This is a genomic window from Micromonospora rubida (genome assembly GCF_009908295.1).
GTDB classification, from domain to species: Bacteria; Actinomycetota; Actinomycetes; order Mycobacteriales; family Micromonosporaceae; genus Micromonospora; species Micromonospora rubida.
On sequence record NZ_JAAALO010000001.1, the window covers coordinates 783,710 to 805,035 of the forward strand.

Sequence of the window (21,326 nt, forward strand, 5' to 3'; positions counted from 1 at the left end):
CCCCCGGCCCACCGAACGCCCTGTCCCGCCCTGTGCCGCCACCGCGATGATTGACGCCGACCGCTCCCCCACACCAGGATGTGCGAATATGCCCTTTTCGCGATTAATTGATTCCGGAACCCGTTTGGTACCGACCGATCCGCTACGCAGGAAACTGATCGCGATCCGGCTGGCCGAATCGATCGGCAAGGGAGTCTTTCTCAGCGGCAGTGTCGTCTACTTCACACTCCGCGTCGGACTCGACCCCAAGCAGGTCGGCCTGGGCCTGTCCGCGGCGGGCATGTCCGCCTTCATCTCGTCGGTCCTGTTCGGCGTGATCGCCGACCGGGTGGGCGCGCGCCGGCTGCTCGTCATGCTGTTCGCCGCGCTGACGGTGGGATTCGGGCTCTACGCCCTGGTGGACAACGCGATGCACTTCTTCGCCCTGGTGGTCGCCGTCGGCTTCATCGAGTACGGCACCGGCCCGACCAACGGGGCTCTCGTCGGCAACCTCGTGCCCGCCGAGGAACGGGTCAAGCTCAAGGCCATGATGCGGTCGGTGTTCAACATCGGCTTCAGCATCGGCATCGGCGTGGCTGCCGTCGCCGCGCTCAGCCAGCGGCTGCTCGTGCTGATCCCGCTCACCACCGCCGCGCTGATGGCCAGCGCCGCGCTGCTGGTCACCCGCCTGCCCGACACGCCGTCGCGTCCCGTTCCGGTGGGCTTCAAGCGCTTCGCCGCCGTACGCGACCCGCGCTTCCTCTCCGTCGTCGGCGTCTCGACGGTGCTCGCCTCCCACGTCACCGTCATCCTGGTCACGATGCCGCTGTGGGCGCTCAACCGCACCTCGCTGCCGCACTTCCTGATCCCGCTGCTGCTCATCTTCAACACGGTGTTCGTCATCCTGTTCCAGGTGCGGGCCAGCCGTGGCGCGGACACCGTGGACGGTGCCGGCAGGCTCGCCCGGCGCTCCGGCTACTGGCTGGCCGGCGGCTGCGCCGTCATCGCGGTGACCGCCCTCAACGACGACGTCGTGCTGGTGTCCGTCGCGATCGTCGCCGCGGTGCTGATCCTGTCGGTGGCCGAGGTGATGCAGGCCGCCTCGGGGTGGGGCCTCGCCTTCGGCCTCGCCCCGGAGCACGCCCAGGGCGAGTACCTCGGCGCGTTCGACCTACACGTGATCACGCAGAACATCATCGGCCCGGCCATGCTGTCGGGCCTGGTCATCGCCTTCGGCTTCTGGGGCTGGCTCGGCATCGCGGTGGCCGCGTTGGTCGCGTCGGCGCTGATCGTCCCGGTCGCGCGCCGCGGCGAGGTCACGCTCGCCCGGGCGACGGCCTCCGCGACCAGCCCGTAGGCCCCACACCGTCGGCCGGGGTCATCCCGGCCGACGGGCCGGGCACCCGGCGTCCCCGTTCGCGCCGCTGGTGGGGCCGGGGAAGATCCTGACCGTGGGCCGGGCGGCGGTCGCGGCCGGGATCAGGTCCCCGGGGCGGCTCCGGGCCGGACACCCCGCGAGGCGCCGCCGCGCAGCACCCGGCGCACGATCGCCGGACGCAGCAGCCGGTGCGGCGGGTCGACAAGGTTGAGGACCCGCAGGAAGGCGGTGCCGAGCACCGCGTCGGTGCGGGCGGCGGCATGGAGCCGGTGCACGTACGCGTTGACGAGCCGCACCCGCATCGTCCGGCGCCCGTCCACCTCGGGGAAACGCAGATCCGTGCCGACCGCGATGGACCACGGGCCGTCGATGAGCTTGCCGGCCCCGTGGAAGAACCGCCGCCACAGCCGGTCCCGGTCGCCCGCCAGCAGGGTCCGCAGCAGCAGGCCCTCGGTCGCCGCGACCGTCATTCCCTGACCGTAGACGGGGTTGAAGCTGCACAGGGCGTCCCCGAACACCAGGTAGCCGCCCGGAAAGCGGCGCAGCCGCTCGTAGCGCCGCCGGACGCTCGCCGGATACCGCATCAGCGCCGGTTCGCCGACGGGGGTGGCCTCGCGCACCAACCGGCTGATCAGCGGCAGACCCAGCGACTCGGCGAACCGCGCGTAGCCCTCGTCGTCCAGCGGCGGCTGCTCGCCGAGCACCCCGGCGAGGGCCACCCCGAAGCGGCCACCCTCCTGGGCGGCGACGATGCCGGTGCGCGGACGCCCCGGAACGGCGTTGGTCAGCGCGCCGAGGAGGCCGTCGAGGTGCCGGGGGTCGCGCTCGTAGTTGCGGGTGACATAGGTGACGTCGACCGCGACCCGCTGTTCGGCCGGGGCCGGAAAGCCGAGCGCGGTCAGCCACCCCGGGGTACGCGACGCCCGGCCGCAGGCGTCGACCACCAGATCGGCGTCGAGCCGGTAGGCCGCCCCGTCGCGCGGCGTCACCAGGACACCGGTGATCCGGCGACGGTCGTCGGTGCTCAGCAGACCGGTCGCCTCCGCCGGCGGCCGGAAACGGACGTTCCCCAGCTTCTCCACCCGGGCCCGCACCGTGCGCTCCAGCAGGGGGCGGCTGACCCCCACGCCGATGAGCTGGGACGGGGAGCGGCGCATCGGGTAGCCGTCGTTGCACCAGTGCACCTGCCCGTTGAGGTCGACGAGGGGTGCGCCGGCCCGGTGGAGCTCGTCGCTGAGACCGTCGAACAGTTCGTCGAGCGCCTGCCGCCCCCGGGCCAGCAGAACGTGCAGCTGACGCGACTGGGGCACGCCGCGCCGTGGCGCCGCCGCCTCGGGAAGGACGTCGCGGTCGACGATCGTGACGGTGTCGTACGCGTCGCTGAGCACCCGGGCGGCGATCAGCCCGCCCATGCTGGCACCCAGCACCACGGCGTTGCCTGCGCGGACCATGGTCGAGACGGTAGGCGACCGAGGCGTGCCGATCCTCTTCGAGATTGCGCAACCGGCGTGACCGCCCGGGCTCCGCACGGTTGGTCGACGTACCGCCGAGGCTGATCCACGGGCGATCCGCCGCCGGCCACCGAGGACGGCGTCCAGGTCGGACGGACGCTGTCCTCAGTGGCCGGCGGCCGAGGGGGTCAGGGCGAGGCGGTCAGGGCGAGGTGGAGAGCGAGGCGAGGAGCCCGGTGCCACCGCAGCAGAGCAGCCCGAACACGACCAGCGTGACGAGCGTGACGCTGTAGTTCGACCACATGCCGAACTTCGTCACGTCGGTGCCGTGCCCGTCGTGGACGCGGTTGCGCCAGCCGCCGAAGCGGAACGACAGGGCGTGCAGGGCCCCGGGGTGGGCGACGAGCCCGGTGGTCATGACGGGGATGCCCATGAAGTCGGTGTAGCGGATGTCGTGCGGACCCGCCGGGACGGCCACGTACCAGGTGCCCTCGCCGGGAATCGGGACCGTCTGACGGTCGATCTTGAACCTGCACGTGGTCGGGGCGGGCACGATGTAGGGCCCGCGGTTGACCGAGACGGCCAGCACCGCGTGGCCCGGGGGCGGTGGAATCGGTTGGGGGTAGGCGATCAGCGGCGTGACGGCGCCGGGCATGGGCGGGTACGACGGATAAGGGGGGTACGACACCGCCACATCCTGGCACGGCCCGGCACGCCCCGGCAGAGCCGCCGGTGGGCACTCGGCGGGCACCGATCGGCGGCCGAGCCGGCGCAGGCCCCGCCAACCCTCGCACCCCCGAAATCCGCTTCAGCGCGGTGCGAAGGACGCAGCACCCCGCATCATCCGTTCGGCTAGTAATTAGCCGATCCTTCGGGTAGTGTTCACAACATCATCTGGACGACATGACGCGGTGGCGAGGCCCGTGATCGTGGCCTTGCGACAGCGCACCCGCCCGTACGTGTGCTCCGGCGATAGCCGGTTCGGAGATCTTCCGGTCGATCCGATCCACGGGCACGTTCGGGAAGGACCACCCCATGGCATCCACCACCCTCGAACCGGCGACCAACGCCCGCTTCGGCGAACGAAGCAGCGCGCACAACGCTGACAGCGCCGACGACCTCCTGGCCGTGATGGCCGCCACCCCGGCCGACGACCCCCGCCGACCGGCACTGCGGGAACGCGCCATCGAGGCGTGGTTGCCACTCGCCCGTCACCTGGCACACCGCTACGCCGGACGCGGCACACACGACGAGGACCTGGCCCAGATCGCCGCGGTCGGGCTCATCAAGGCCGTCGACAGGTTCGACCCCGCCCGGGGCGTCGACTTCACCGGGTACGCCATCCCCACCATCATCGGCGAGATCAAGCGGTACTTCCGTGACCGCACCTGGGCCGTGCGGGTGCCCCGCCGCCTGCAGGAGCTACGCCTGTCGATCAGCGAGGCGAACAGCACCCTCACCCAGACGTTGGGGCGCTCGCCGACCGTGGCCGACATCGCGACCTACCTCGACCTGACCGAGGAGGCGGTCCTGGAAGGACTGGAAGGGGCCCGGGCCTACCGGGCCACCTCGCTGTCCACCCCGACCGGCGCCGACGGCAGCATGGAACTCGGCGACACCCTCGGCGCCGACGACCACGGCCTCGACCTGGCCGAGATCCGCGTCGCCCTCGGCCCGGCGCTTGCCACGCTGCCGGAACGCGAACGCAGGATCCTGAGCATGCGTTTCCACGGCAACCTGACCCAGGCCCAGATCGCCGACCGGATCGGCGTCTCCCAGATGCAGGTCTCCCGGCTCATCACCCGAGCGCTCGCCCACCTACGCGGCCAACTCTCCAAGGACTACGCCTAACCCTCAGGTCACACCCCAAACCCCCACCCCACCCCCGCCCGTGCGCGTTGATCAAGAGGTTTGTGTCAGATTCGGGCCGCCATCTGACACAAACCTCTTGATCAACGCCGCTGAATGCCTGGCGGAATCGGTCAGTAGGTCTTTGAAGGGGTGGGAGGTGCAGGGGGTGGAGGGTGGGACGGCGTGGAGCGGGGGTGGGGTTCGTTGAGATCATCTGTCGATGCCCGTGAGGAACTCCCGCCTCCAGCTGGTGACGACGGTCGCCGCCCTGACCGGCGTCGCCGAGCTGCTGGCCGGGCCGACCCCGTACGCGAAACCGGTCACGCCGCTCGCGGCGGTGTCCGCGCCGTTCCGTCAGGTCTCCTTCGTGCCGACCGGCGGCATCGACGTCGACTCGGCTGCCGACTACCTCGCGCTGCCGTCGGCCCTCGCCATGGGCGATAGCTGGATGGTGCCCCACGCGGCGATCGCGGCCGGCGAGTTCGACCACGTCGCGGACCTGGTGGCCGCCGGCGTGGCGGCCGTCGCGCGCCGAACCCGTCCCACTCGCGCAATAAAACCCAAACCGCCCTGGCCGGCTCGCGGATCGGACGAGACTGGAGGCGCGGAGGCACGAGAATCAGCTGGTGAAGGGCCGGGAGGTAGGACGCCGTGACATCGGGATCGATGAGCCAACGGATCAAGGATCGGCTCAACAGCCCGGTAGGGCGTGATCTGATGCGGCGTGGCCGTCACCAGGCGGCCAAACCCGGCACTCAGCGGACGCTTCAACAGTTGGTGGCGCGCCTGACCGGCCGGTCGGGCCGGCGCCGCTGAGCCAGCCGGCGGACAGGGACCAGCGGGAGCAGCCACTATGAGCGACATCAGCCTTGGCACCGACCGTCAGCGGGGCAGCGACTACGCCGACCTGTCCCGACAGGTTCGCGCGGCGGGTCTACTCGGCCGGCGGCGGGGCTACTACGCGGTACGCATCGGTCTCGTCGTCGGTTGCTTCGCCGGACTGTGGGCCCTGTTCGGCTGGTTGGGTGAATCGTGGTGGCAGCTGGGCGTCGCGGTGGCCCTCGCGGTGGTGTTCGCGCAGGTCGCGTTCATCGGCCACGACGCCGGGCACCGGCAGATATCCCGCTCGCGCCGGGTGAACGACCTGATCGGCATCGTGCACGGCAACCTCCTGACCGGGATCAGCTTCGGCTGGTGGGTGGACAAGCACAACCGGCACCACGCCCACCCCAACACCGAGGGCAGAGATCCCGACATCACCATGGCGGCCTTGTCCTTCACCGCCGGCCAGGCCCGGCGACGACGCGGCCTCGGCGCACTGCTCGTCCGTCACCAGGCGTACCTGTTCTTCCCGATGCTCCTGCTGGAGGGCCTGCACCTGCACGCCGCCAGCGTCCGGGCGGTTCTCGGCCAGCGCCGCACCGCGCGTCGACCCGTCGAGGCCGGGCTGCTGGCCCTGCACTTCGGCGGCTACCTCGCCGCCGTGTTCCTGGTCCTGAGCCCGGCACAGGCGGTCGCGTTCGTCCTCGTCAACCAGGGCGTGTTCGGCCTCTACCTCGGCTGCTCCTTCGCCCCGAACCACAAGGGCATGCCGATCCTCGGCGCCGAGGACGACCTCGACTACCTGCGGCGGCAGGTCCTCACCTCCCGCAACGTCCGCGGCGGGGCGTTCCTCGACACCCTGCTCGGCGGCCTGAACTACCAGATCGAGCATCACCTGTTCCCGAGCATGCCGTGCCCCAACCTCCGCCGGGCCCGGCCGTTGATCATGCGGTTCTGCGCCGAACACGACATCGCCTACCACGAAACCGCCCTGGGCAGCTCCTGGGCGGAGGCACTGCGCCACCTGCGCGACGTCGGAGCGCGTACCCCGTAGACGGACGTCCAGCCGCTGCGGTCGCTACCCGTGGGCGCCGTCTCCGGGCGGCCGCTGAGCGGGACTCCCCCGCCGTCCGTCGGGCGGTGGTGGGAGTTCGACCATCGCCGCGATGAGCGCGTCCACCGGCACGGTGGCGAAACCGACCCGGGCGTCGCTGGCCCCGTACGGCAGCCACAGCAGGCCGGAGTGGACGAGCCCCCCGCAGGAGTAGACGACGTTGGGCACATACCCGTCCCGTTCGGCCTCGTCCGGCGCCAGGAGCGCGCCGGGGAACTCGGCGAGGACCCGTTCCGGTCGGTCCAGGTCGAGCAGGAGGGCACCGACGGCGTACCGGCGCATCGGGCCGACGCCGTGGGTGAGCACGAGCCACCCGGCGTCGGTCTCGATGGGTGATCCGCAGTTGCCGACCTGGATCAGTTCCCAGCTGCGGCCGGGGGCGTGCAGCTGCACCGGCGCCTGCCACCGGTTGTCGCCGTCCAGGCAGGTCAGACCGATGGTCTCGCCGTCGGCGCGGCACAGTGCGAGGTGGCTACCGCCGACGGTACGGGGGAACAGCGCGACGCCCTTGTTGCGGGCGCCCGGGCCGCGCATCGGGGTGATCTCGAAGCGACGCAGGTCCCCGCTGGCCAGTGCCCGGGTGGCGATGCGCCGGCCGTCGTAGGCGGTGTAGGTGGCCCGGTACACCGGCCCGGACTCGTCGACGAACCTGACGAACCGGGCGTCCTCCATGCCGTTGCTCTCCGACGGGGTGGCCGGCCAGAGCACCCGTTGATGCAGGCTGGTGTCGGCGGGGAAGGTCACGGCGTAGCTGGCGGCATTGGTGCGTCGCAGTTGTTCGACGATGCCGGGCGCGCTGCCGCGGGAGAGCAGGTCGGGCGGGAGGCCGGCGAGGGTCCGCTCGAAGGTGGCCTCGTCGTAGCGTTCGGGCAGGGAGTCCAGCACGGTGGCGGAGACCTCGTTGTCACAGTCGTCCTCGGCCAGTCCGGCGGCGAGCAGGTCCCGGCGGCGTTGTACGGCGGCCTGCTGCCCGACGACGAGCGGGCCGGGGCGACCGGCGACGGCGAGCCGGTCGTCCGGTCCGAGCACCGCGCTGGCAAACCCGATCGAGGACAGGTGTCCCTCACCGATCTGGCGCAGGCTGATCGCGACCCGCAGCTGTCCCGGTTCCAGGCCGTCCTGGTCGGGGTGGGCCACCATCGACGGGTTGCACAGCGCGGCGGACTCGACCGCGTACTCGTGGCTGAAGTAGGCGCCGACCAGGAGACGGGTGGTGGGGGAAAGGTCCCGGGCCCGAGGCGCCCGGTGCCGGACGAGGTCGTAGTGGTGCTGGAACGTGGCGGCCAGGTCCCGGTGCCGGCCACCGAATCGGTGGAGGGTGTCCCGCAGCAGCCGGACGGTCTCCTCGTCGTCGAGGCGGGCGACGCGGTCGATGAGCGCCTGCGCGCGGGTACGGGCCACGGCGGCGTCCTCGCCGGGCACGAAGAGCTTGACGACGACCCGGCTCGGGTCCGGACCCAGGGTGAGGTTCTGCCGGACGACCAGGTTCCGGGTCACGACCACCGCCGGGCGTGCTGCAGGGTGGAGATCAGCGCGAGGGTGGACTCGGCGCCCTGGTTCAGGTTGGGTCCGTGCGGGGTCAACCCGTCGTATCCGCCGCCGGTGGCCGGATCCCACATCGGCGTGCCGACGTCGTTGTCGCCGAGGAACCAGCCGACGGCCTGCCGCACCCCGACGTCCCAGACCGGGTCGCCGGTGACCGTGCCGGCCGTGGCGCAGGCGTCGGCGAAGGCGGCGACCTCGATCGGCTGCTGGTCGTGACGCAGCCGCGCCGCACCCCGCTCCCAACCGGCGGCCGGCACGACCGACAGCCGCCCGTCGCGCAGTTGGACGTCGCGCAGCCAGGCCAGCATCCGCAGGCCGCTGTCGAGCAGGGGGCCGTCGTGGCGCAGTTGGCTGGCGGCGATGACGACCTCCGCGAGGGCCGCGCTGGCGTAGGTCAGGCGTGGCTGGGGCCAGGGCCATCCCGGCTCCGCCGACGGGGTGCCGACCGTGGCGGCCGCGGCGGCCAGCAGCGCGGCCGCGGCGGCATGGGTGGGGTGACGGCGCAGCACCTCGGCGGCGCCGAGCCCGGCGAAGGCCATCGCGTGCGGGGCGGGGCTGCGCCGCGCGGCACCCACGCTGAAGGCGACGAGCGCCTCCTCCCGGATCCAGGCCGCGGGGCTGCGGGCGGCGGCGGTGCCCAGGCCCCACAGGGCCCGTCCCCACCAGTCGCCGAGCCCGGGCCGGTCGGCCCAGCGCCGGTCGTGGCCGAGCCGGTTGTGGAAGGCGCCGCGGGCGTCCTGCGCGTGGGTCAGGAAGGCGAGGTAGCACTCCGCGAGTCGGAGCACCGCGCCGGTCGGCTCCGGCTCCCGGCTCGTGACGAGCAGACCCCGCGCGACGTCGTCGGTGCAGTAGCCGTGTTCCCGGCGGACGATGGCGTGCCGGGCGTGTTCGAACAGGCCGGTGTCGTCGCTCAACCTGGCCAGATGAGCGAAGCTCGGTGCGGGCGCGTTCAGGCGCCGGCCGGGCGGCGAGCTGCCGGCCGTCGTGGCGGGACGGCCGGCGGTCAGGGTCACGCCGCCGCCGCGCTGACCACCGGCGGGCGGGCGGTGGTGAGCCGTTCCGCGAGGGCGTCGTACCGGGCCGCCACGGCCGGCCAGCGCAGCTCCGCAGCCGCCGGCCGGACGCGGCCGGCCAGCCGGGCGGCCAGGCCGGGATCGGTCAGGATCCGCCGGATCGCCTTGGCCAGCGCCACCGGATTGCCATGGGGTACGAGCAGGCCGGGCCCGTTGGTGAGCAACTCGACGGCGTGCGGGAACGGCGTGGCCACGACGGGAACCCCGGCGGCCACCGCTTCGACGAGGACCCCGGAGGTGACCTGCTCACGGGAGTCGTACGGCAGCAGGACCACGTCGGCGGAGCGGATCAACGCGCCGAGCGCGGCCGGGTCGTGGTACTGCGACTGGTAGTCCACGGTGTGCGCGACGCCCAGCTGCGCACCGAGCTGGTGCAGTCCCGCCCGGTACGCCTCCCCATGGTGCTCGATCACCTTCGGGTGGGTGCGACCCGCGACGGTGAAGGTGGGGGTCGGGTCCAGGTCCTGCAACCGGGCGAGGGCCCGCAACGACCACTCGATGCCCTTGCCGGGGCCGAGCAGCCCCCAGGTGAGCAGGTGCGGACGGGTACGGCGCGGGGCGGAAAGGCCGGCGTGGTCGTCGGCGCCGTGCGGAATGACCGTGACCTTCGCCGGTTCCACGCGGTAACCGACGAGAAGCCGGTCGCGGGCTGTTTCGGTCATCGTGACGACTGCCCCGGCCTCGGCGACGACCTGCTCCAGCAGGGACTTCTGCCCGGCGGTGGGGTTGCTGAGCACGGTGTGCAGGACCACGATGCTCGGCACGGCGAGCTGGCGCAGCAGCGGCAGAACCTCCCGGCCGTCGGTGCCGGGGTAGATCCCGTACTCGTGCTGGACGATCGCCACGTCGAAGGCGTTCAGGGCGGCGGCGGCGTCCCGCCAGCCCGCCGGGGCGTCCGCCGCCCAGGTGTGCACGACCTCGGGCAGGGCACGCTGGTCGTCGCCCCTGCCGGTGAGCCGTACGACACCCCCGCGGGTGCCGCCGGCGGTCAGGTGTGCGGCCAGGAGGGAGTTGAAGCTGGCCAGTCCGCACCGGGTCGGCGGGTGGGTGCTGAGGAAACCGTAGCTGGGCATGGCTTGGGCCTTTCGGTTGTGGGCCGCCGCCCGAGGAACAGGGGGCGTGCCCCGTGCGGGTGACAGCGCACGCGGACGGCGTGGGTGGCCGGCGGAAGGGGCCCGGGTCCGGCCGCCGCGGGTGCGGGGTCCGGTTCGTCAGGGGTCGTCAGTCGTTCAGCGGGTTCAGCGCTGTGGACGGCCGATGAGGTCGTCGTAGACCGCGAGGTAGTCGTCGACCATCCGGTCCGCGTCGAAGCGCTGCCGCGCCCGCTCCCGGCATCCGGCCCGGTCGATCCTCGCGACTGCGGCGACGGCGTCGACGGCCTGCTCGACGGTGTTCACGAGCAGGCCGGTCACCCCCTCGTCGACGACTTCCGGCATGGATCCTCGCGCGTACGCGACGACCGGCGTGCCGCACGCCATCGACTCCACCACCGACAGGCCGAACGGCTCGTCGAAGGCGATCGGGTGCAACAGCGCGGCGCTGGCGCCCAGGATTTCCGCGCGCCGTCGGGGGCCCACCGAGCCGAGGAAGATGACCCGTTCGCCGTCGATGTGCGGTGCCACCAGCTCGGTGAAGTACCGCTCGTCCTGCACGATGCCGCAGATCGTCAGGGGCCGACCGGCGAGCCGGGCGATCTCGATGGCGGTGTGGGTGCCCTTGTCGGGGTGGATCCGCCCGAAGGCGACCAGGCCGGGGCCGCCCTCCGGGGTGAACGGCAGCCCGGTCATGTCCACGCCGTGGTGCACCGTGGCGACGTAGTCGAGCCCGGCGACCCGGTCGGCGTCGGAGATCGACACGTAGGACGACCGGGCCCTGGCGTACGCGGGCAGGATGCCGGGGCCCGAGAAGCCGTGGACGGTGGTGAGCAACGGGGCGCGACAGTGCTCGGCGAACGCCAGCGGCAGCCAGTCGAGGTGGTTGTGCACCAGGTCGAACTCCGCCGAGCGGGCGAACGCGTGCGAGACGTGCATCGCCTCCCACACCCGCCCGTCCATCGACGGCTCGTCGGCGTACCCCCGCGGGCAGACGCCGTCGAGGGCGGCGGAGGTGACCGAGTCCAACGTCGCGAAGAGTGTCACGTCCACCCCACGGGTGGTCAGCCCCTCGGCCAGCAGGCCCGTCACCTGCTCCCAGGGGCCGTAGTGGTGCGGCGGTGTACGCCACGCCACCGGCCCGAGCAGAGCCACCCTCACGGGGATGACGCCTCGGCGAGCTCGGCCGGATCGAGATGCAGCGTCGAGAGCAGCCCGGTGTGCTTGGCGGGGTCCACCCATTCCGGTAGCTCACGCTCGACCCAGTCGGCCCTGGCGTGCTGGTCCCGCCCGCGAAGGGCGTCGACAATCCGGTGCCGTGCGATCCTCATCATCTGCGCTCCCTTTGTTGAACCGTGGGTACGGGCGTGGCCCTCTCCCGGGCTCGGAGGGGGTAGCGGTGCGAAAGGTGCTGGGCCTGCTCTGCGGGCCCGCGAATCTTCAGGTTGACCGAGGGGCCGCCAGTCAGGGTGCCGTCGCTGTCGCGGCGGAGCTGAGCGTTGCTCAATGCCCGTCAGGGGTTGGCGGCGGCGGAAATGGCGGGGCCACCGGAGACCCGGGCGACATGGCAACCGTACGCCTCATCCGGCAATAGGGCAGCCTTCGGTCCGTTTCCTTCGTGGTCGCGGGCGTCGTTCGTGGTAAATGTGACGACGATCTCGCTCGTCGAGCGCGGCAGAACGGTCACGAGATCCTCGCAGACCTGGTTCCGAGCCATGATCACCGGCTCCCGGATCGCGCAGTCACCCGGCCACCCAGTGGCTACCATAGATTCATTTCGATCAGTACACTCGTGTCTGGTCAGCCACACCACGACCGGCGTGATCGCCAGCCCGGGAACGGGTTCGTCGAAGCACCTGCTGCACCTGGTTCCCCCATTCTGATCAGCACCGTCGTTCCACCAGCATCGAGGCGATCCCGCCCTGGGCCGGTCCCATCCGGTGAGGAGACGAGATGACCAGTTCACGTGTGCGGGGTCGGGTGCTCGCCTTCGCCCTGGCGACCGCCCTGAGCGCCGCGCTGCTCCCGGGTGGACAGGCAGCCGCCGGGACTGCCGCCGAGGGAACCATCCGCCAAGCCGGCACCGCCGACGCCGTACCGGGCAGCTACCTCGTCGTGCTCCGGGAGGCCCCGGTCCGCTCGTCGGTGGGGGTGGGCGCCGCCGCCGAGGTCACCAGAGCCGCCGACCGGCTGCGGGCCCGCTACGGGGGCACCGTCGGCCACGTCTACGGCAGCGCCGTGGCCGGATTTGAGGTACGGCTCACGGAGCGGGCCGCTCGCCGCCTCGCCGCCGACCCGGCGGTGTCGTATGTCGAGCAGAACCAGGTCACGCCGCTGATCGGCCCCGGCGTGCAGATCAACCCGCCGTCATGGGGACTGGACCGGATCGACCAGCGGAACCTGCCGCTCGACGGCCGGTACGCCTACCCGAACACCGCGCACAACGTGCACGTGTACGTCGCCGACACCGGTGTCCGGGCCACCCACACGGACTTCGCCGGCCGGGTCAGCGGCGGTGTCGACCTCGTCGACGGCGCCCTTCCCGCGGACGACTGCAACGGCCACGGCACCCACCTGGCCGGCACGATCGGCGGCACCCGGTACGGGGTGGCCAAGGAGGTCCAGATCCACCCGGTCCGGGTGCTCAACTGCACCGGCAGCGGCACCACCGCCACGGTGATCGCCGGGATCGACTGGATCACGGCGAACGCCCTCCGGCCGGCGGTGGTGGAGCTGGCCATCGGCGGGCCGGTCACCACCGCCCTGGACACGGCGGTCACCAACTCGATCAATCGGGGCATCACCTACGTCACCGCCGGGGGCAGCTCGGGCGGGAACGCCTGCAACAACTCACCCGGCCGGGTGCCGGGCGCGTTGACCGTGGTGGGCACCTCGTCCACCGACGCCCGGATGCCGAACGGCAACTACGGCAGTTGCATCGACGTGTTCGCCCCGGGGGCGAACATCCCGTCCACGTGGCACACCAGCGACACCGCGATCGTCACGATCAGCGGCGGCTCGGCGGCCTCGGCCCACGTGGCCGGCTGTGCCGCGCTGGCTCTGTCGGCCAACCCGGGCTGGTCCCCGGCCCAGGTCGCCAGCTACCTGGTCAGCCGGTCGACCACCGGAGTCGTCACCGGCGTCGTCGCCGGCACCCCGAACCGCCTGCTCTACTGCGGCCCGTGAATCGTCTGTTCCAAGGGACCAGGCTCGACCTGCTCCATCGCTGGCGGCCGACCCCGCTCGGAAGTCCCGGACGCGAGATGTCTCCGGCCTGCGGGCCGGAGACATCTCCGCCTCACGACCCGACCGAACAGGACACCAGGCCCTGACTGCGGCGCGCGCCGCTGCAACGTGTTCGCCCGTGTCGGGTCGACACCGTGCTGGGCCCTCCTCACCAGTCGCAACGCCTGGCGGTCGGGCCGAAGCGCCGTTCAACCACAGTCCCGATCATGACAAAGCACCTCTGGAGCGGCGGTAGTGGCCGCTCCGCCGATGGCGGCGGTAGGCGAGGAAGGCGAGGAGAGCGCCCACGAGTGCCGTGCCGGCCACGACAGGGACCGCGATCCGGGTGCCCCCGGCGCTCCTGGCCACCACCGACCTGACCGGTACGGGAAGGGTGATCGTGCCTTCTGCGGTGCGTCGCACCGTCCCGCTGGTCAGTTCCAGTTGGACATGCCATCCGCCGGCGGACAGGGGCTCGTTCAGTTCGGTGCCGACCTGGCCGACCTGGCCGGGCAGCACCGTGACGCCGGTGGTGATCTTGAAGGGGCCGGCCTTGGACGAGCCGGACTCGCGGGACAGGAACAGGTTTCCGCTCATGTCGATCGCGCGTTGGCCCGTGTTGCGAACCTGCGCGGTGACGACCGGCCACTGCCCGGGGCCGGGGCCCCCCGCGATGTCCCCGATGCTGAAGTCGGTGGGCGGCTCCCCGCCCGGGCCGATGTTCAGGTAGATGCGCACACCGACGCGGCGGATCTGGCCGATGTTGCCACGGTCGGTCGGCGTGCGGGCGACCTGGGCGAGGACCGCGGCGTACCGCTCGCCTGCGGAGGCGGTCTCCGGCACGGCGATCTCGACCTTCACCACCTTCTTGCCGCCCGGCGGCAGGTCGACGCTGTTCACCCCTACGCTCACCCAGCCGCTCAGCTCGTTGCCGCTGCGGCCGTCGAGGGCGGTGAAGGTGTTGTTCTCGACGGTGGCGCCGACGGGGTAGAACTCGACGTGCTGTGATTCGGGCGAGGCGTTGTGCACCTCGACCCGGCGGTCGATCGTGGCACCGGGCTTGAGATGGTCGATGATGTAGTTCCGGGCGCGCGGGTCCGTCAGCCGCGCGACCGGGATGTCCACGAGCCGGACGCCGATCCTCGCGTCGTCCTCGGCCGGCTGCTGTGCTGCCCCGGCGCCGGCCGGCGCTGCGGGCACCAGGCACGCCAGGACGGCGGCCGATGCCAGCAGTGCCAGCCGGCGCAGGCGGTTACAGGACAGTGTGGGTCACCGTGCCCGTGTAGACCCCGGCGACGACGCCCTCGGGGACGTTGACCACGAGGGTCGGGTTCCAGGTGGCGGAGTTGTCGCCGCTGCCGCCGGTGTGGGTGAACGCGTCGCGCGGCACGTTGATGATCGCCGCGTTCCCCGCACCCGCCTGGCCGGGGGTGAAGGTGCCGCTGCCGGTGGTCGCGGTCGCCCCGCCGGACCAGTAGAGGACGTTGATGTTCGGGATGGTCTCCGGCCCGGTCGCCCCACCGGTGGTGAAGTCGGTGGCGATGACCGTGGCGTTCCAGTTGGCGTTCAGGGCGGCGCGCTCGTCGGTCACGATAACCGGCCCGATCTGTCCGGACACCGTGTCGCCCGGGTTGCCGGTGCCGATGTTCGCCGTCGCCGGAGCACTGATCGAGAGACCGTCTTCGGCCGTCACAGTCAGCGTCACGATGGTGTCCGCGGTGTCCGCCGATGCCGGCGAGGCGAACCCGAGGACGAGCGCCGAGCCGGCCAGGCCGGCCGCGAAGAGCTTGGATCTCATGAAACCTCCATCAATGGATAGAAAGGAAACAAGTCGGGATATTAGTCGCTAGGCGCGACCTTCGGCCCGAAATCGCTACTGAACCCTGAGCCGGGCGAGGCGGCGCCCCGGCAGATGGATGAGCGGCCGGCCTCGGACACCCTCGCCACCGCCCCGCGCAACGCGAGCGTCGGCGCCACATCCACCCCGATCAAAGGTTGCGCGCTCAGCCGTCCAAAGCGGCTGGACGCAGCCGCTGCGGGATTTCGGTATCCACCCCAAGCGGGCAAGACCACTGATAGCGTCTGAAACGCGACCGGGACATACCCGGCCGCAACGGGCAAATACTCCAGTCTCGCCCGAGGTGCCCGCAGCCGCACCAGGCCGGCCGCCGCGCCTACCCGGACTGACTGGCGGCTCTCACGATCGACAGTCGCGAAGGATCAGGACAGTGCATCTGACACCGAAGGAATTCGACAAGCTCACGATTCTCTCGATGGCGTTGGTGGCCAACGCCCGACGGGCCAGAGGAGTGAAGCTGAACCACCCCGAGGCCGTCGCGGTGATTTGCGCCGCCGCGCTGGAGGGGGCCCGCGACGGCAAGACCGTCGAGGAGGTCATGAACGAGGCGCGCAGCGTCCTCAGTGCGGACGACGTGATGCCGGGCGTGGGCGACATGTTGCCCATGCTCCAGGTGGAGGCGGTCTTCACCGACGGCTCGCGGCTGGTCACCGTCCACTCACCCATCCGATAGGGGTACAAGCGGAGACGCGGTCTCCAGGAAAGCGGGGGCGAAATGGCCAAGCAACATCCCGGCCCTAATTCCAAGCACCTTCGACCCATCGGCGGCTATCTGCTCAGCGACCAGCCGCTGGAGCTCAACGCGGGCCGACCGGTCACTGAAGTGGTCGTGCAGAACACGGGCGACCGGCCGATCCAGATCGGCTCGCACTTCCACTTCTTCGAGGTCAACCGCCTGCTGGCGTTCGACCGCGAGGCGGCCTTCGGCAAGCGGTTGAACATTCCGGCGACGACGTCCATCCGCTTCGAGCCGGGCGACAAGAAGACGGTGGAGCTCGTTCCCTACGCCGGCACCCAGCGGGTCTTCGGGTTCAACGGGCTGGTCCAGGGCTGGACCGGCGACGGGCCCACCCCCGGCTACCGGCCCGACCGGATCAGGGCGATCCACGTCGCCAAGACCCGGGGTTTCAAGACCAGTCCGGAGAAGCAGGAAGACACCAAGAGCAAGAAGCAGTAGGTCCACCATTTCGCGGGCTGCCGACCCCGGGCACGGGAGAGAGACTTCGATGAGCCAGATTTCACGTAAAGAATATGCCGGAATGTACGGCCCTACCACGGGCGACCAGATCAGACTGGGAGACACCGACCTCCACATCGAGATCGAGAAGGACCTCCGCGTCCTCGGCGACGAGGTCATGTACGGCGGCGGCAAGACGCTGCGCGACGGCATGGGCGTCGACAATCAGTACACCAACGCCGCCGGCGCCCTCGACCTCGTCATCACGAACGTGACCATCGTCGACGCGACGCTCGGCGTGGTCAAGGCGGACGTCGGCGTCAAGAACGGCAAGATCGCCGGCATCGGCAAGGCGGGTAACCCGCGCACGATGCAGGGGGTCACCCCCGAACTGGTGGTGGGGCCGGGCACCGACGCCATCTCCGGCGAGCACCTCATCCTGACCGCCGGCGGCATCGACGCGCACGTGCACCTGGTGGCGCCGCAACAGGCGTACGCGGCGCTCAGCAACGGCGTGACGACGCTGTGGGGCGGCGGCACCGGGCCCACCGACAGCAGCAACGGCGTGACCATCACCCCCGGCCCGTGGAACATCCAGGCGATGATGCGGTCGTTCGAGAACATCCCGATCAACTTCGGCATCATGGCCAAGGGCAACAGCAGCGGCCGCGCGCCCCTCGTGGAGCAGATCATGGCCGGCGCGCCCAGCTTTAAGATCCACGAGGACTGGGGTGCGCCGCCCGCGGTGATCCGGGCCTGCCTGGCCGTCGCCGACGAGTTCGACGTGCAGGTCAGCATCCACACCGACACCCTCAACGAGAGCGGCTACATCGAGGACAGCATCGCCGCGCTCGAGGGCCGGACCGTCCACACCTTCCACACCGAGGGCGCCGGTGGTGGGCACGCGCCGGACATCATCAAGATCGCCGGCGAGATGAACGTGTTGCCGAGCTCGACCACGCCGACGGTCCCCTACGGGATCAACAGCCAGTCCGAGCTGTACGACATGATCATGGTTTGTCACAACTTCAACCCGTCGGTCCCCTCGGACGTCGCCTTCGTCGAGAGCCGGATCCGCACGGAGACCATCGCGGCCGAGGACGTGCTGCTCGACGAGGGCGTCATCTCGATGATGCAGAGCGACTCGCAGGCCATGGGACGGGTCGGCGAGACCTGGCTGCGGACCATCCAGCTCGCCGGGCAGATGAAGATCGCCCGAGGCAAGCTCGCCGAGGACTCGTCCTCCAACGACAACTTCCGGGTGCTGCGCTACGTGGCCAAGATGACCATCAACCCGGCCATCACCCAGGGCATCTCGCACGTGGTCGGGTCGGTGACCCCGGGCAAGATGGCCGACCTGGTGCTCTGGGAGCCGGCCTTCTTCGGCACGAAGCCGAAGCTGGTCCTCAAGGGCGGGCTGATCGCCTGGTCGATCATGGGCGACCCGAACGCCTCGCTGCCGACGCCGCAGCCCGTCTACTACCGCCCGATGTTCGGCGCCTTCGGCAGCCAGCTCGCCAAGAGCTGCGTGACCTTCGTGTCCCGTGCCGCCCACGAGAACGGGATCGGCGAGGAGCTCGGCCTGCAACGGCAGATCATTCCGGTCTACCGGACCCGGGGCCTGACCAAGCGGGACATGGTCCGTAACGACAGGACGCCGAAGCTGGAGGTCGATCCGGAGACCTTCGCGGTGAAGATGGACGGCGTTCACGCGACCGTGCCGGCGGCCAAAAATCTGCCGATGAGCCAGCTCTATTTCTTCAGCTGACCCCCACAGGACGTCTTCGCGGTCGTGTCGGGTTCCGGCACACGCGTGTGAAAGGAGAAACCAGTGCTCATCGAAACGGTGCTGGGCAACGTGAGCGAGCCGAACTGGATCACCCGGCTGAAGGAGGCGCGGATCGACGATCTCGTGCTCGACCAGTGGGATGCCCAGAAGAGCCGCCTGCTCAAGATGACCAGTTCGGGCGCCGAGCTGGCGGTCTCGCTCAGCCGTGGCGTCAGGCTGCGCGACGGGGACATCCTGGCCTGGGACGACCTGACCGCCACCGCGGTGGTGGCCCGGGTCAGGCTCGGCGACGTGATGGTGGTGCACCTCGACGGGCTGCACGGGGAATCGCCGGAACTGCTGATCCGCGGGGCCGTCGAGCTCGGTCACGCCATCGGCAACCAGCACTGGCCGGCCGTGGTCAAGGGCACGAAGATGTACGTCCCGCTCACCGTGGACCGCAAGGTCATGGACTCCGTGATGCGGACCCACGCGTTCACCGGGATCACCCACGAGTTCGTGCCCGGTACCGAGATCATCGCCTATCTCGCGCCGCACGAGTCGCGGCGGTTGTTCGGTGGCGCTGACTCCACGCCGCACACCCACCTTCCCGCGAACCTCAACTGAGGGGGCCGGCCGGTGCGCGCGATGGTCGAGACACTGAAGCTGTTGCAGTTCGGCGACTCGGTCTTCCCGGTCGGCGCCTTCTCCTTCTCCAACGGGCTGGAGATGGCCGTCCAGCACGAGGTCGTCCATGACCGGGTGACCCTGCAGGACTTCGTCCGGACGGTCACCCGGCTCGCCGCCACGGGGGACGGCGTCGCGCTGCTCGCCGGGCACCGCGGCGCCACCTCCGGCGACCTCGACCGGATCCGGCACGCGGACGAGGCCGTCTGCCTGCGAAAGATCAACGAAGAGATGCGGACCATGTCCGTACGGATGGGACGCAAGCTGGCCGAGGCCTCGACCCGGATCGTCGGGGAGTCGCTGCTCAAGAAGCGGATCAGCGAGTCGGCGAACGGGGTGCCGGTGACCTATCCGGTCGCGCTCGGCGTGCTCTTCGCCGAGCTCGGGGTGAGCGAGGAGGACGCCTTCGCGGCCCACCAGTACGGCGCGGCCTCGATGGTCCTCGGCGCGGCGGTCCGGCTGATGCGGGTCGACCACCTCGACGCGCAGTCGATCCTCTACGCGGTCAACGAGAAGGTCCCCGACGACTACCGCGAGGTGCGCACGGCGAGCCTCGACGACATGCAGAACTTCGCTCCCCACATCGACGTTCTGGCGGCCGCGCACCAGCACGCCCACGTACGGATGTTCATGAGTTGAGCGCCCCTGGCCCAACCCGGCGGGCCTCCTGATCGACCCGGAGAGACTCCGACGTCAGCAGGTCCCGAATTTGGTGAAATTTCTTTGAGAAGCAGAGGTCACGTCATGAAGTCGGCAAGTCGTATCGGAGTGGGCGGCCCGGTGGGCAGCGGCAAGACCGCGATCATCGAAGCCGTCGTGCCCCGCTTCGTGGATAACGGACTGCGGGTACTGGTCATCACCAACGACGTCGTCACCACGGAGGACGCGAAGCACGTGCGGCGCGCATTGACCGGGGTCCTGGTCGAGGAGCGGATCATCGGGGTGGAGACCGGGGCCTGCCCGCACACCGCCGTCCGCGAGGACCCGAGCATGAACCTGGCCGCTGTGGAGGACATGGAGGCCCGCTTCCCGGACAGCGACGTGGTGCTGATCGAGAGCGGCGGGGACAATCTCACGCTCACCTTCAGCCCGGCGCTGGTGGACTTCTTCATCTACGTGATCGACGTGGCCGCCGGCGACAAGATTCCGCGCAAGAACGGCCCGGGGATCTCCAAGTCCGACATCCTCGTGATCAACAAGACCGATCTCGCCCCGTACGTGGACGCCGACCTCGACGTCATGGCGCACGACGCGGATCTGATGCGCAACGGAAAGCCGGTCGTCTTCACCAACTGCAAGACGGGTGACGGCATCGACGAGCTGGTCTCGCTGATCCGCCGGAACGCGCTGTTCGACGCCGAAGTGGTCGCATGATCTCACTGGACACCGCCCGGGAGCTGGAGCCGTACCAGGACGAACCCGCCCAGCTGCCCGCCGGGGCCAACGGCAAGGTCGGCGTGCTGCGGATGAGCTTCGAGCGACGCGGCGACCGGACGATCCTGGACGACCTCTACCGGCAGTCGCCGCTGCTGGTGCAGCGGGCGCTCTACTGGGACGAGGAGATGCCGGAGCTGCCCTGCATCATGATCCTCACCACCTCCGGGGGCGTGCTCCAGGGCGACCGACTGCGGATCGACGTCGACATGGCGCCGGGGACCCAGGCACACCTGGTCACCCAGGCCGCCACCAAGATCCAGGAAATGGACGCGAACTACGGCACCCAGATCCAGACCTTCACCCTCGCCGACGACGCGTACCTCGAATTCCTCCCGGAGCCGGTGATCCCCTATCGGGGCAGCCGGTTCGTCACGGACAGCCGGGTGCGGCTCCCCGAGAGCGCCACCATGCTCTACGCCGAGGTGCTGCAACCGGGCCGCAAGCACTACCGCGACGGCGAACTCTTCGCCTACGACCTCTTCTCCTCCACGCTGCGCGCGGAGCGGCCCGACGGTCGGCAGTTGTTCGTCGAGAAGTTCGTGGTCAGCCCCGGCCGGTTCGAGGTGGCCCGGACCGGGGTCATGGACCGCTTCCACATCTTCGGCAACGTCGTGCTGCTCACCAGCCCCGAGCGGGCCGCACGGGTCTTCGACCGGACCTCGGCGCCGGTCTGGGACGAGGATACGCCGCTGGCCAGCGCGGTCAGCCGACTGCCGAACGATGCCGGGCTCATCTTCAAGGTCCTGGGGCAGGAGACGGAGCCGGTTCGCGCCGCGGTACGCGCCTTCTGCGTGGCCGCCCGCGAAGAGGTGACGGGCCGGACCTTCCCGCCGGCATTCAGCTGGCGATGACTAGGCGAAGGAGAGGAAC

At 70.7% G+C, this 21,326-nt stretch carries 22 protein-coding genes; 12 read left to right on the forward strand and 10 right to left on the reverse strand.

What is annotated here, in order from left to right; translation table 11 throughout:
* Positions 1-88 precede the first annotated feature (88 nt).
* On the forward strand, positions 89-1,336 hold the full coding sequence (locus tag GVV04_RS03230) for an MFS transporter (protein WP_161684226.1): 1,248 nt from the start codon (positions 89-91) through the stop codon (positions 1,334-1,336).
* Between the two features lie 122 nt (positions 1,337-1,458).
* On the opposite strand, the gene GVV04_RS03235 is transcribed toward GVV04_RS03230, so the two are convergent.
* Positions 1,459-2,808 (reverse strand): FAD-dependent oxidoreductase, encoded by a 1,350-nt coding sequence (locus GVV04_RS03235; RefSeq protein WP_161684228.1) that lies wholly within the window; start codon positions 2,806-2,808, stop codon positions 1,459-1,461.
* Between the two features lie 202 nt (positions 2,809-3,010).
* Complete coding sequence (locus tag GVV04_RS03240; protein WP_161684230.1) at positions 3,011-3,496, reverse strand: hypothetical protein; 486 nt, start codon at positions 3,494-3,496, stop codon at positions 3,011-3,013.
* Positions 3,497-3,843: 347 nt separating this feature from the next.
* Between GVV04_RS03240 and GVV04_RS03245 the strand changes: the two genes are divergently transcribed.
* The 3 genes from GVV04_RS03245 to GVV04_RS03255 all read left to right on the forward strand — a co-directional run bounded on the left by GVV04_RS03245 (position 3,844) and on the right by GVV04_RS03255 (position 6,535).
* Positions 3,844-4,659: an RNA polymerase sigma factor SigF gene (locus GVV04_RS03245; RefSeq protein ID WP_161684232.1), complete on the forward strand. Its 816-nt coding sequence runs from the start codon at positions 3,844-3,846 to the stop codon at positions 4,657-4,659.
* Positions 4,660-4,879: 220 nt separating this feature from the next.
* Positions 4,880-5,314 (forward strand): beta/alpha barrel domain-containing protein, encoded by a 435-nt coding sequence (locus tag GVV04_RS03250; protein WP_161684234.1) that lies wholly within the window; start codon positions 4,880-4,882, stop codon positions 5,312-5,314.
* 198 nt (positions 5,315-5,512) lie between these two features.
* A complete protein-coding gene (locus GVV04_RS03255) occupies positions 5,513-6,535 on the forward strand; it encodes a fatty acid desaturase family protein (RefSeq protein WP_161684236.1) in 1,023 nt (340 codons plus the stop codon).
* Positions 6,536-6,559: 24 nt separating this feature from the next.
* Here the strand turns inward: GVV04_RS03255 and GVV04_RS03260 are convergent, their stop codons facing one another.
* The 6 genes from GVV04_RS03260 to GVV04_RS03285 all read right to left on the reverse strand — a co-directional run bounded on the left by GVV04_RS03260 (position 6,560) and on the right by GVV04_RS03285 (position 12,021).
* Positions 6,560-8,092: a glycoside hydrolase family 130 protein gene (locus GVV04_RS03260; protein WP_161684238.1), complete on the reverse strand. Its 1,533-nt coding sequence runs from the start codon at positions 8,090-8,092 to the stop codon at positions 6,560-6,562.
* Positions 8,089-9,153: a glycosyltransferase gene (locus GVV04_RS03265; RefSeq protein WP_407938746.1), complete on the reverse strand. Its 1,065-nt coding sequence runs from the start codon at positions 9,151-9,153 to the stop codon at positions 8,089-8,091. The genes GVV04_RS03260 and GVV04_RS03265 overlap by 4 nt, the downstream gene beginning before the upstream one ends.
* Positions 9,150-10,286, reverse strand: a complete 1,137-nt coding sequence (locus GVV04_RS03270; protein ID WP_161684240.1) for a glycosyltransferase — start codon at positions 10,284-10,286, stop codon at positions 9,150-9,152. Before GVV04_RS03270 ends, GVV04_RS03265 begins: the two co-directional genes overlap by 4 nt.
* A gap of 165 nt (positions 10,287-10,451) precedes the next feature.
* Entirely contained in the window at positions 10,452-11,465 is a 1,014-nt protein-coding gene (locus tag GVV04_RS03275) for a glycosyltransferase family 4 protein (protein ID WP_161684241.1), read from the reverse strand.
* Positions 11,462-11,638 carry a hypothetical protein gene (locus tag GVV04_RS03280; protein ID WP_161684243.1) on the reverse strand — a complete coding sequence of 59 codons (177 nt, stop codon included), beginning with the start codon at positions 11,636-11,638 and terminating at the stop codon, positions 11,462-11,464. Before GVV04_RS03280 ends, GVV04_RS03275 begins: the two co-directional genes overlap by 4 nt.
* Positions 11,639-11,817: 179 nt before the next feature.
* Positions 11,818-12,021 carry a hypothetical protein gene (locus GVV04_RS03285; RefSeq protein WP_161684245.1) on the reverse strand — a complete coding sequence of 68 codons (204 nt, stop codon included), beginning with the start codon at positions 12,019-12,021 and terminating at the stop codon, positions 11,818-11,820.
* Between the two features lie 236 nt (positions 12,022-12,257).
* Here GVV04_RS03285 and GVV04_RS03290 point away from each other — a divergent pair, with 236 nt between their 5' ends.
* Entirely contained in the window at positions 12,258-13,490 is a 1,233-nt protein-coding gene (locus tag GVV04_RS03290; RefSeq protein ID WP_161684247.1) for a S8 family peptidase, read from the forward strand.
* A 264-nt stretch (positions 13,491-13,754) separates the two neighbouring features.
* Here the strand turns inward: GVV04_RS03290 and GVV04_RS03295 are convergent, their stop codons facing one another.
* Together GVV04_RS03295 and GVV04_RS03300 are read right to left on the reverse strand one after the other, a co-directional pair.
* Positions 13,755-14,729, reverse strand: a complete 975-nt coding sequence (locus GVV04_RS03295) for a COG1361 family protein (protein ID WP_161684249.1) — start codon at positions 14,727-14,729, stop codon at positions 13,755-13,757.
* Positions 14,730-14,781: 52 nt separating this feature from the next.
* On the reverse strand, positions 14,782-15,327 hold the full coding sequence (locus GVV04_RS03300) for a hypothetical protein (protein WP_161684251.1): 546 nt from the start codon (positions 15,325-15,327) through the stop codon (positions 14,782-14,784).
* Positions 15,328-15,757: 430 nt separating this feature from the next.
* Here GVV04_RS03300 and GVV04_RS03305 point away from each other — a divergent pair, with 430 nt between their 5' ends.
* From GVV04_RS03305 to GVV04_RS03335, 7 genes are all read left to right on the forward strand, one after another.
* The gene (locus GVV04_RS03305) at positions 15,758-16,060 is read left to right on the forward strand and encodes an urease subunit gamma (protein WP_161684253.1); all 303 of its coding nucleotides are present in this window, start codon (positions 15,758-15,760) and stop codon (positions 16,058-16,060) included.
* 42 nt (positions 16,061-16,102) lie between these two features.
* On the forward strand, positions 16,103-16,564 hold the full coding sequence (locus GVV04_RS03310; protein WP_161684255.1) for an urease subunit beta: 462 nt from the start codon (positions 16,103-16,105) through the stop codon (positions 16,562-16,564).
* Between the two features lie 49 nt (positions 16,565-16,613).
* Positions 16,614-18,332 (forward strand): urease subunit alpha, encoded by a 1,719-nt coding sequence (locus tag GVV04_RS03315; RefSeq protein WP_161684257.1) that lies wholly within the window; start codon positions 16,614-16,616, stop codon positions 18,330-18,332.
* 63 nt (positions 18,333-18,395) lie between these two features.
* Positions 18,396-18,959 carry an urease accessory protein UreE gene (gene ureE, locus GVV04_RS03320; protein ID WP_161684259.1) on the forward strand — a complete coding sequence of 188 codons (564 nt, stop codon included), beginning with the start codon at positions 18,396-18,398 and terminating at the stop codon, positions 18,957-18,959.
* Positions 18,960-18,980: 21 nt separating this feature from the next.
* Positions 18,981-19,658: an urease accessory protein UreF gene (locus tag GVV04_RS03325; RefSeq protein ID WP_201752806.1), complete on the forward strand. Its 678-nt coding sequence runs from the start codon at positions 18,981-18,983 to the stop codon at positions 19,656-19,658.
* A gap of 105 nt (positions 19,659-19,763) precedes the next feature.
* Positions 19,764-20,393 (forward strand): urease accessory protein UreG, encoded by a 630-nt coding sequence (gene ureG, locus GVV04_RS03330; RefSeq protein ID WP_161684263.1) that lies wholly within the window; start codon positions 19,764-19,766, stop codon positions 20,391-20,393.
* Positions 20,390-21,307, forward strand: a complete 918-nt coding sequence (locus GVV04_RS03335; RefSeq protein ID WP_161684264.1) for an urease accessory protein UreD — start codon at positions 20,390-20,392, stop codon at positions 21,305-21,307. The genes ureG and GVV04_RS03335 overlap by 4 nt, the downstream gene beginning before the upstream one ends.
* Positions 21,308-21,326 lie beyond the last annotated feature (19 nt).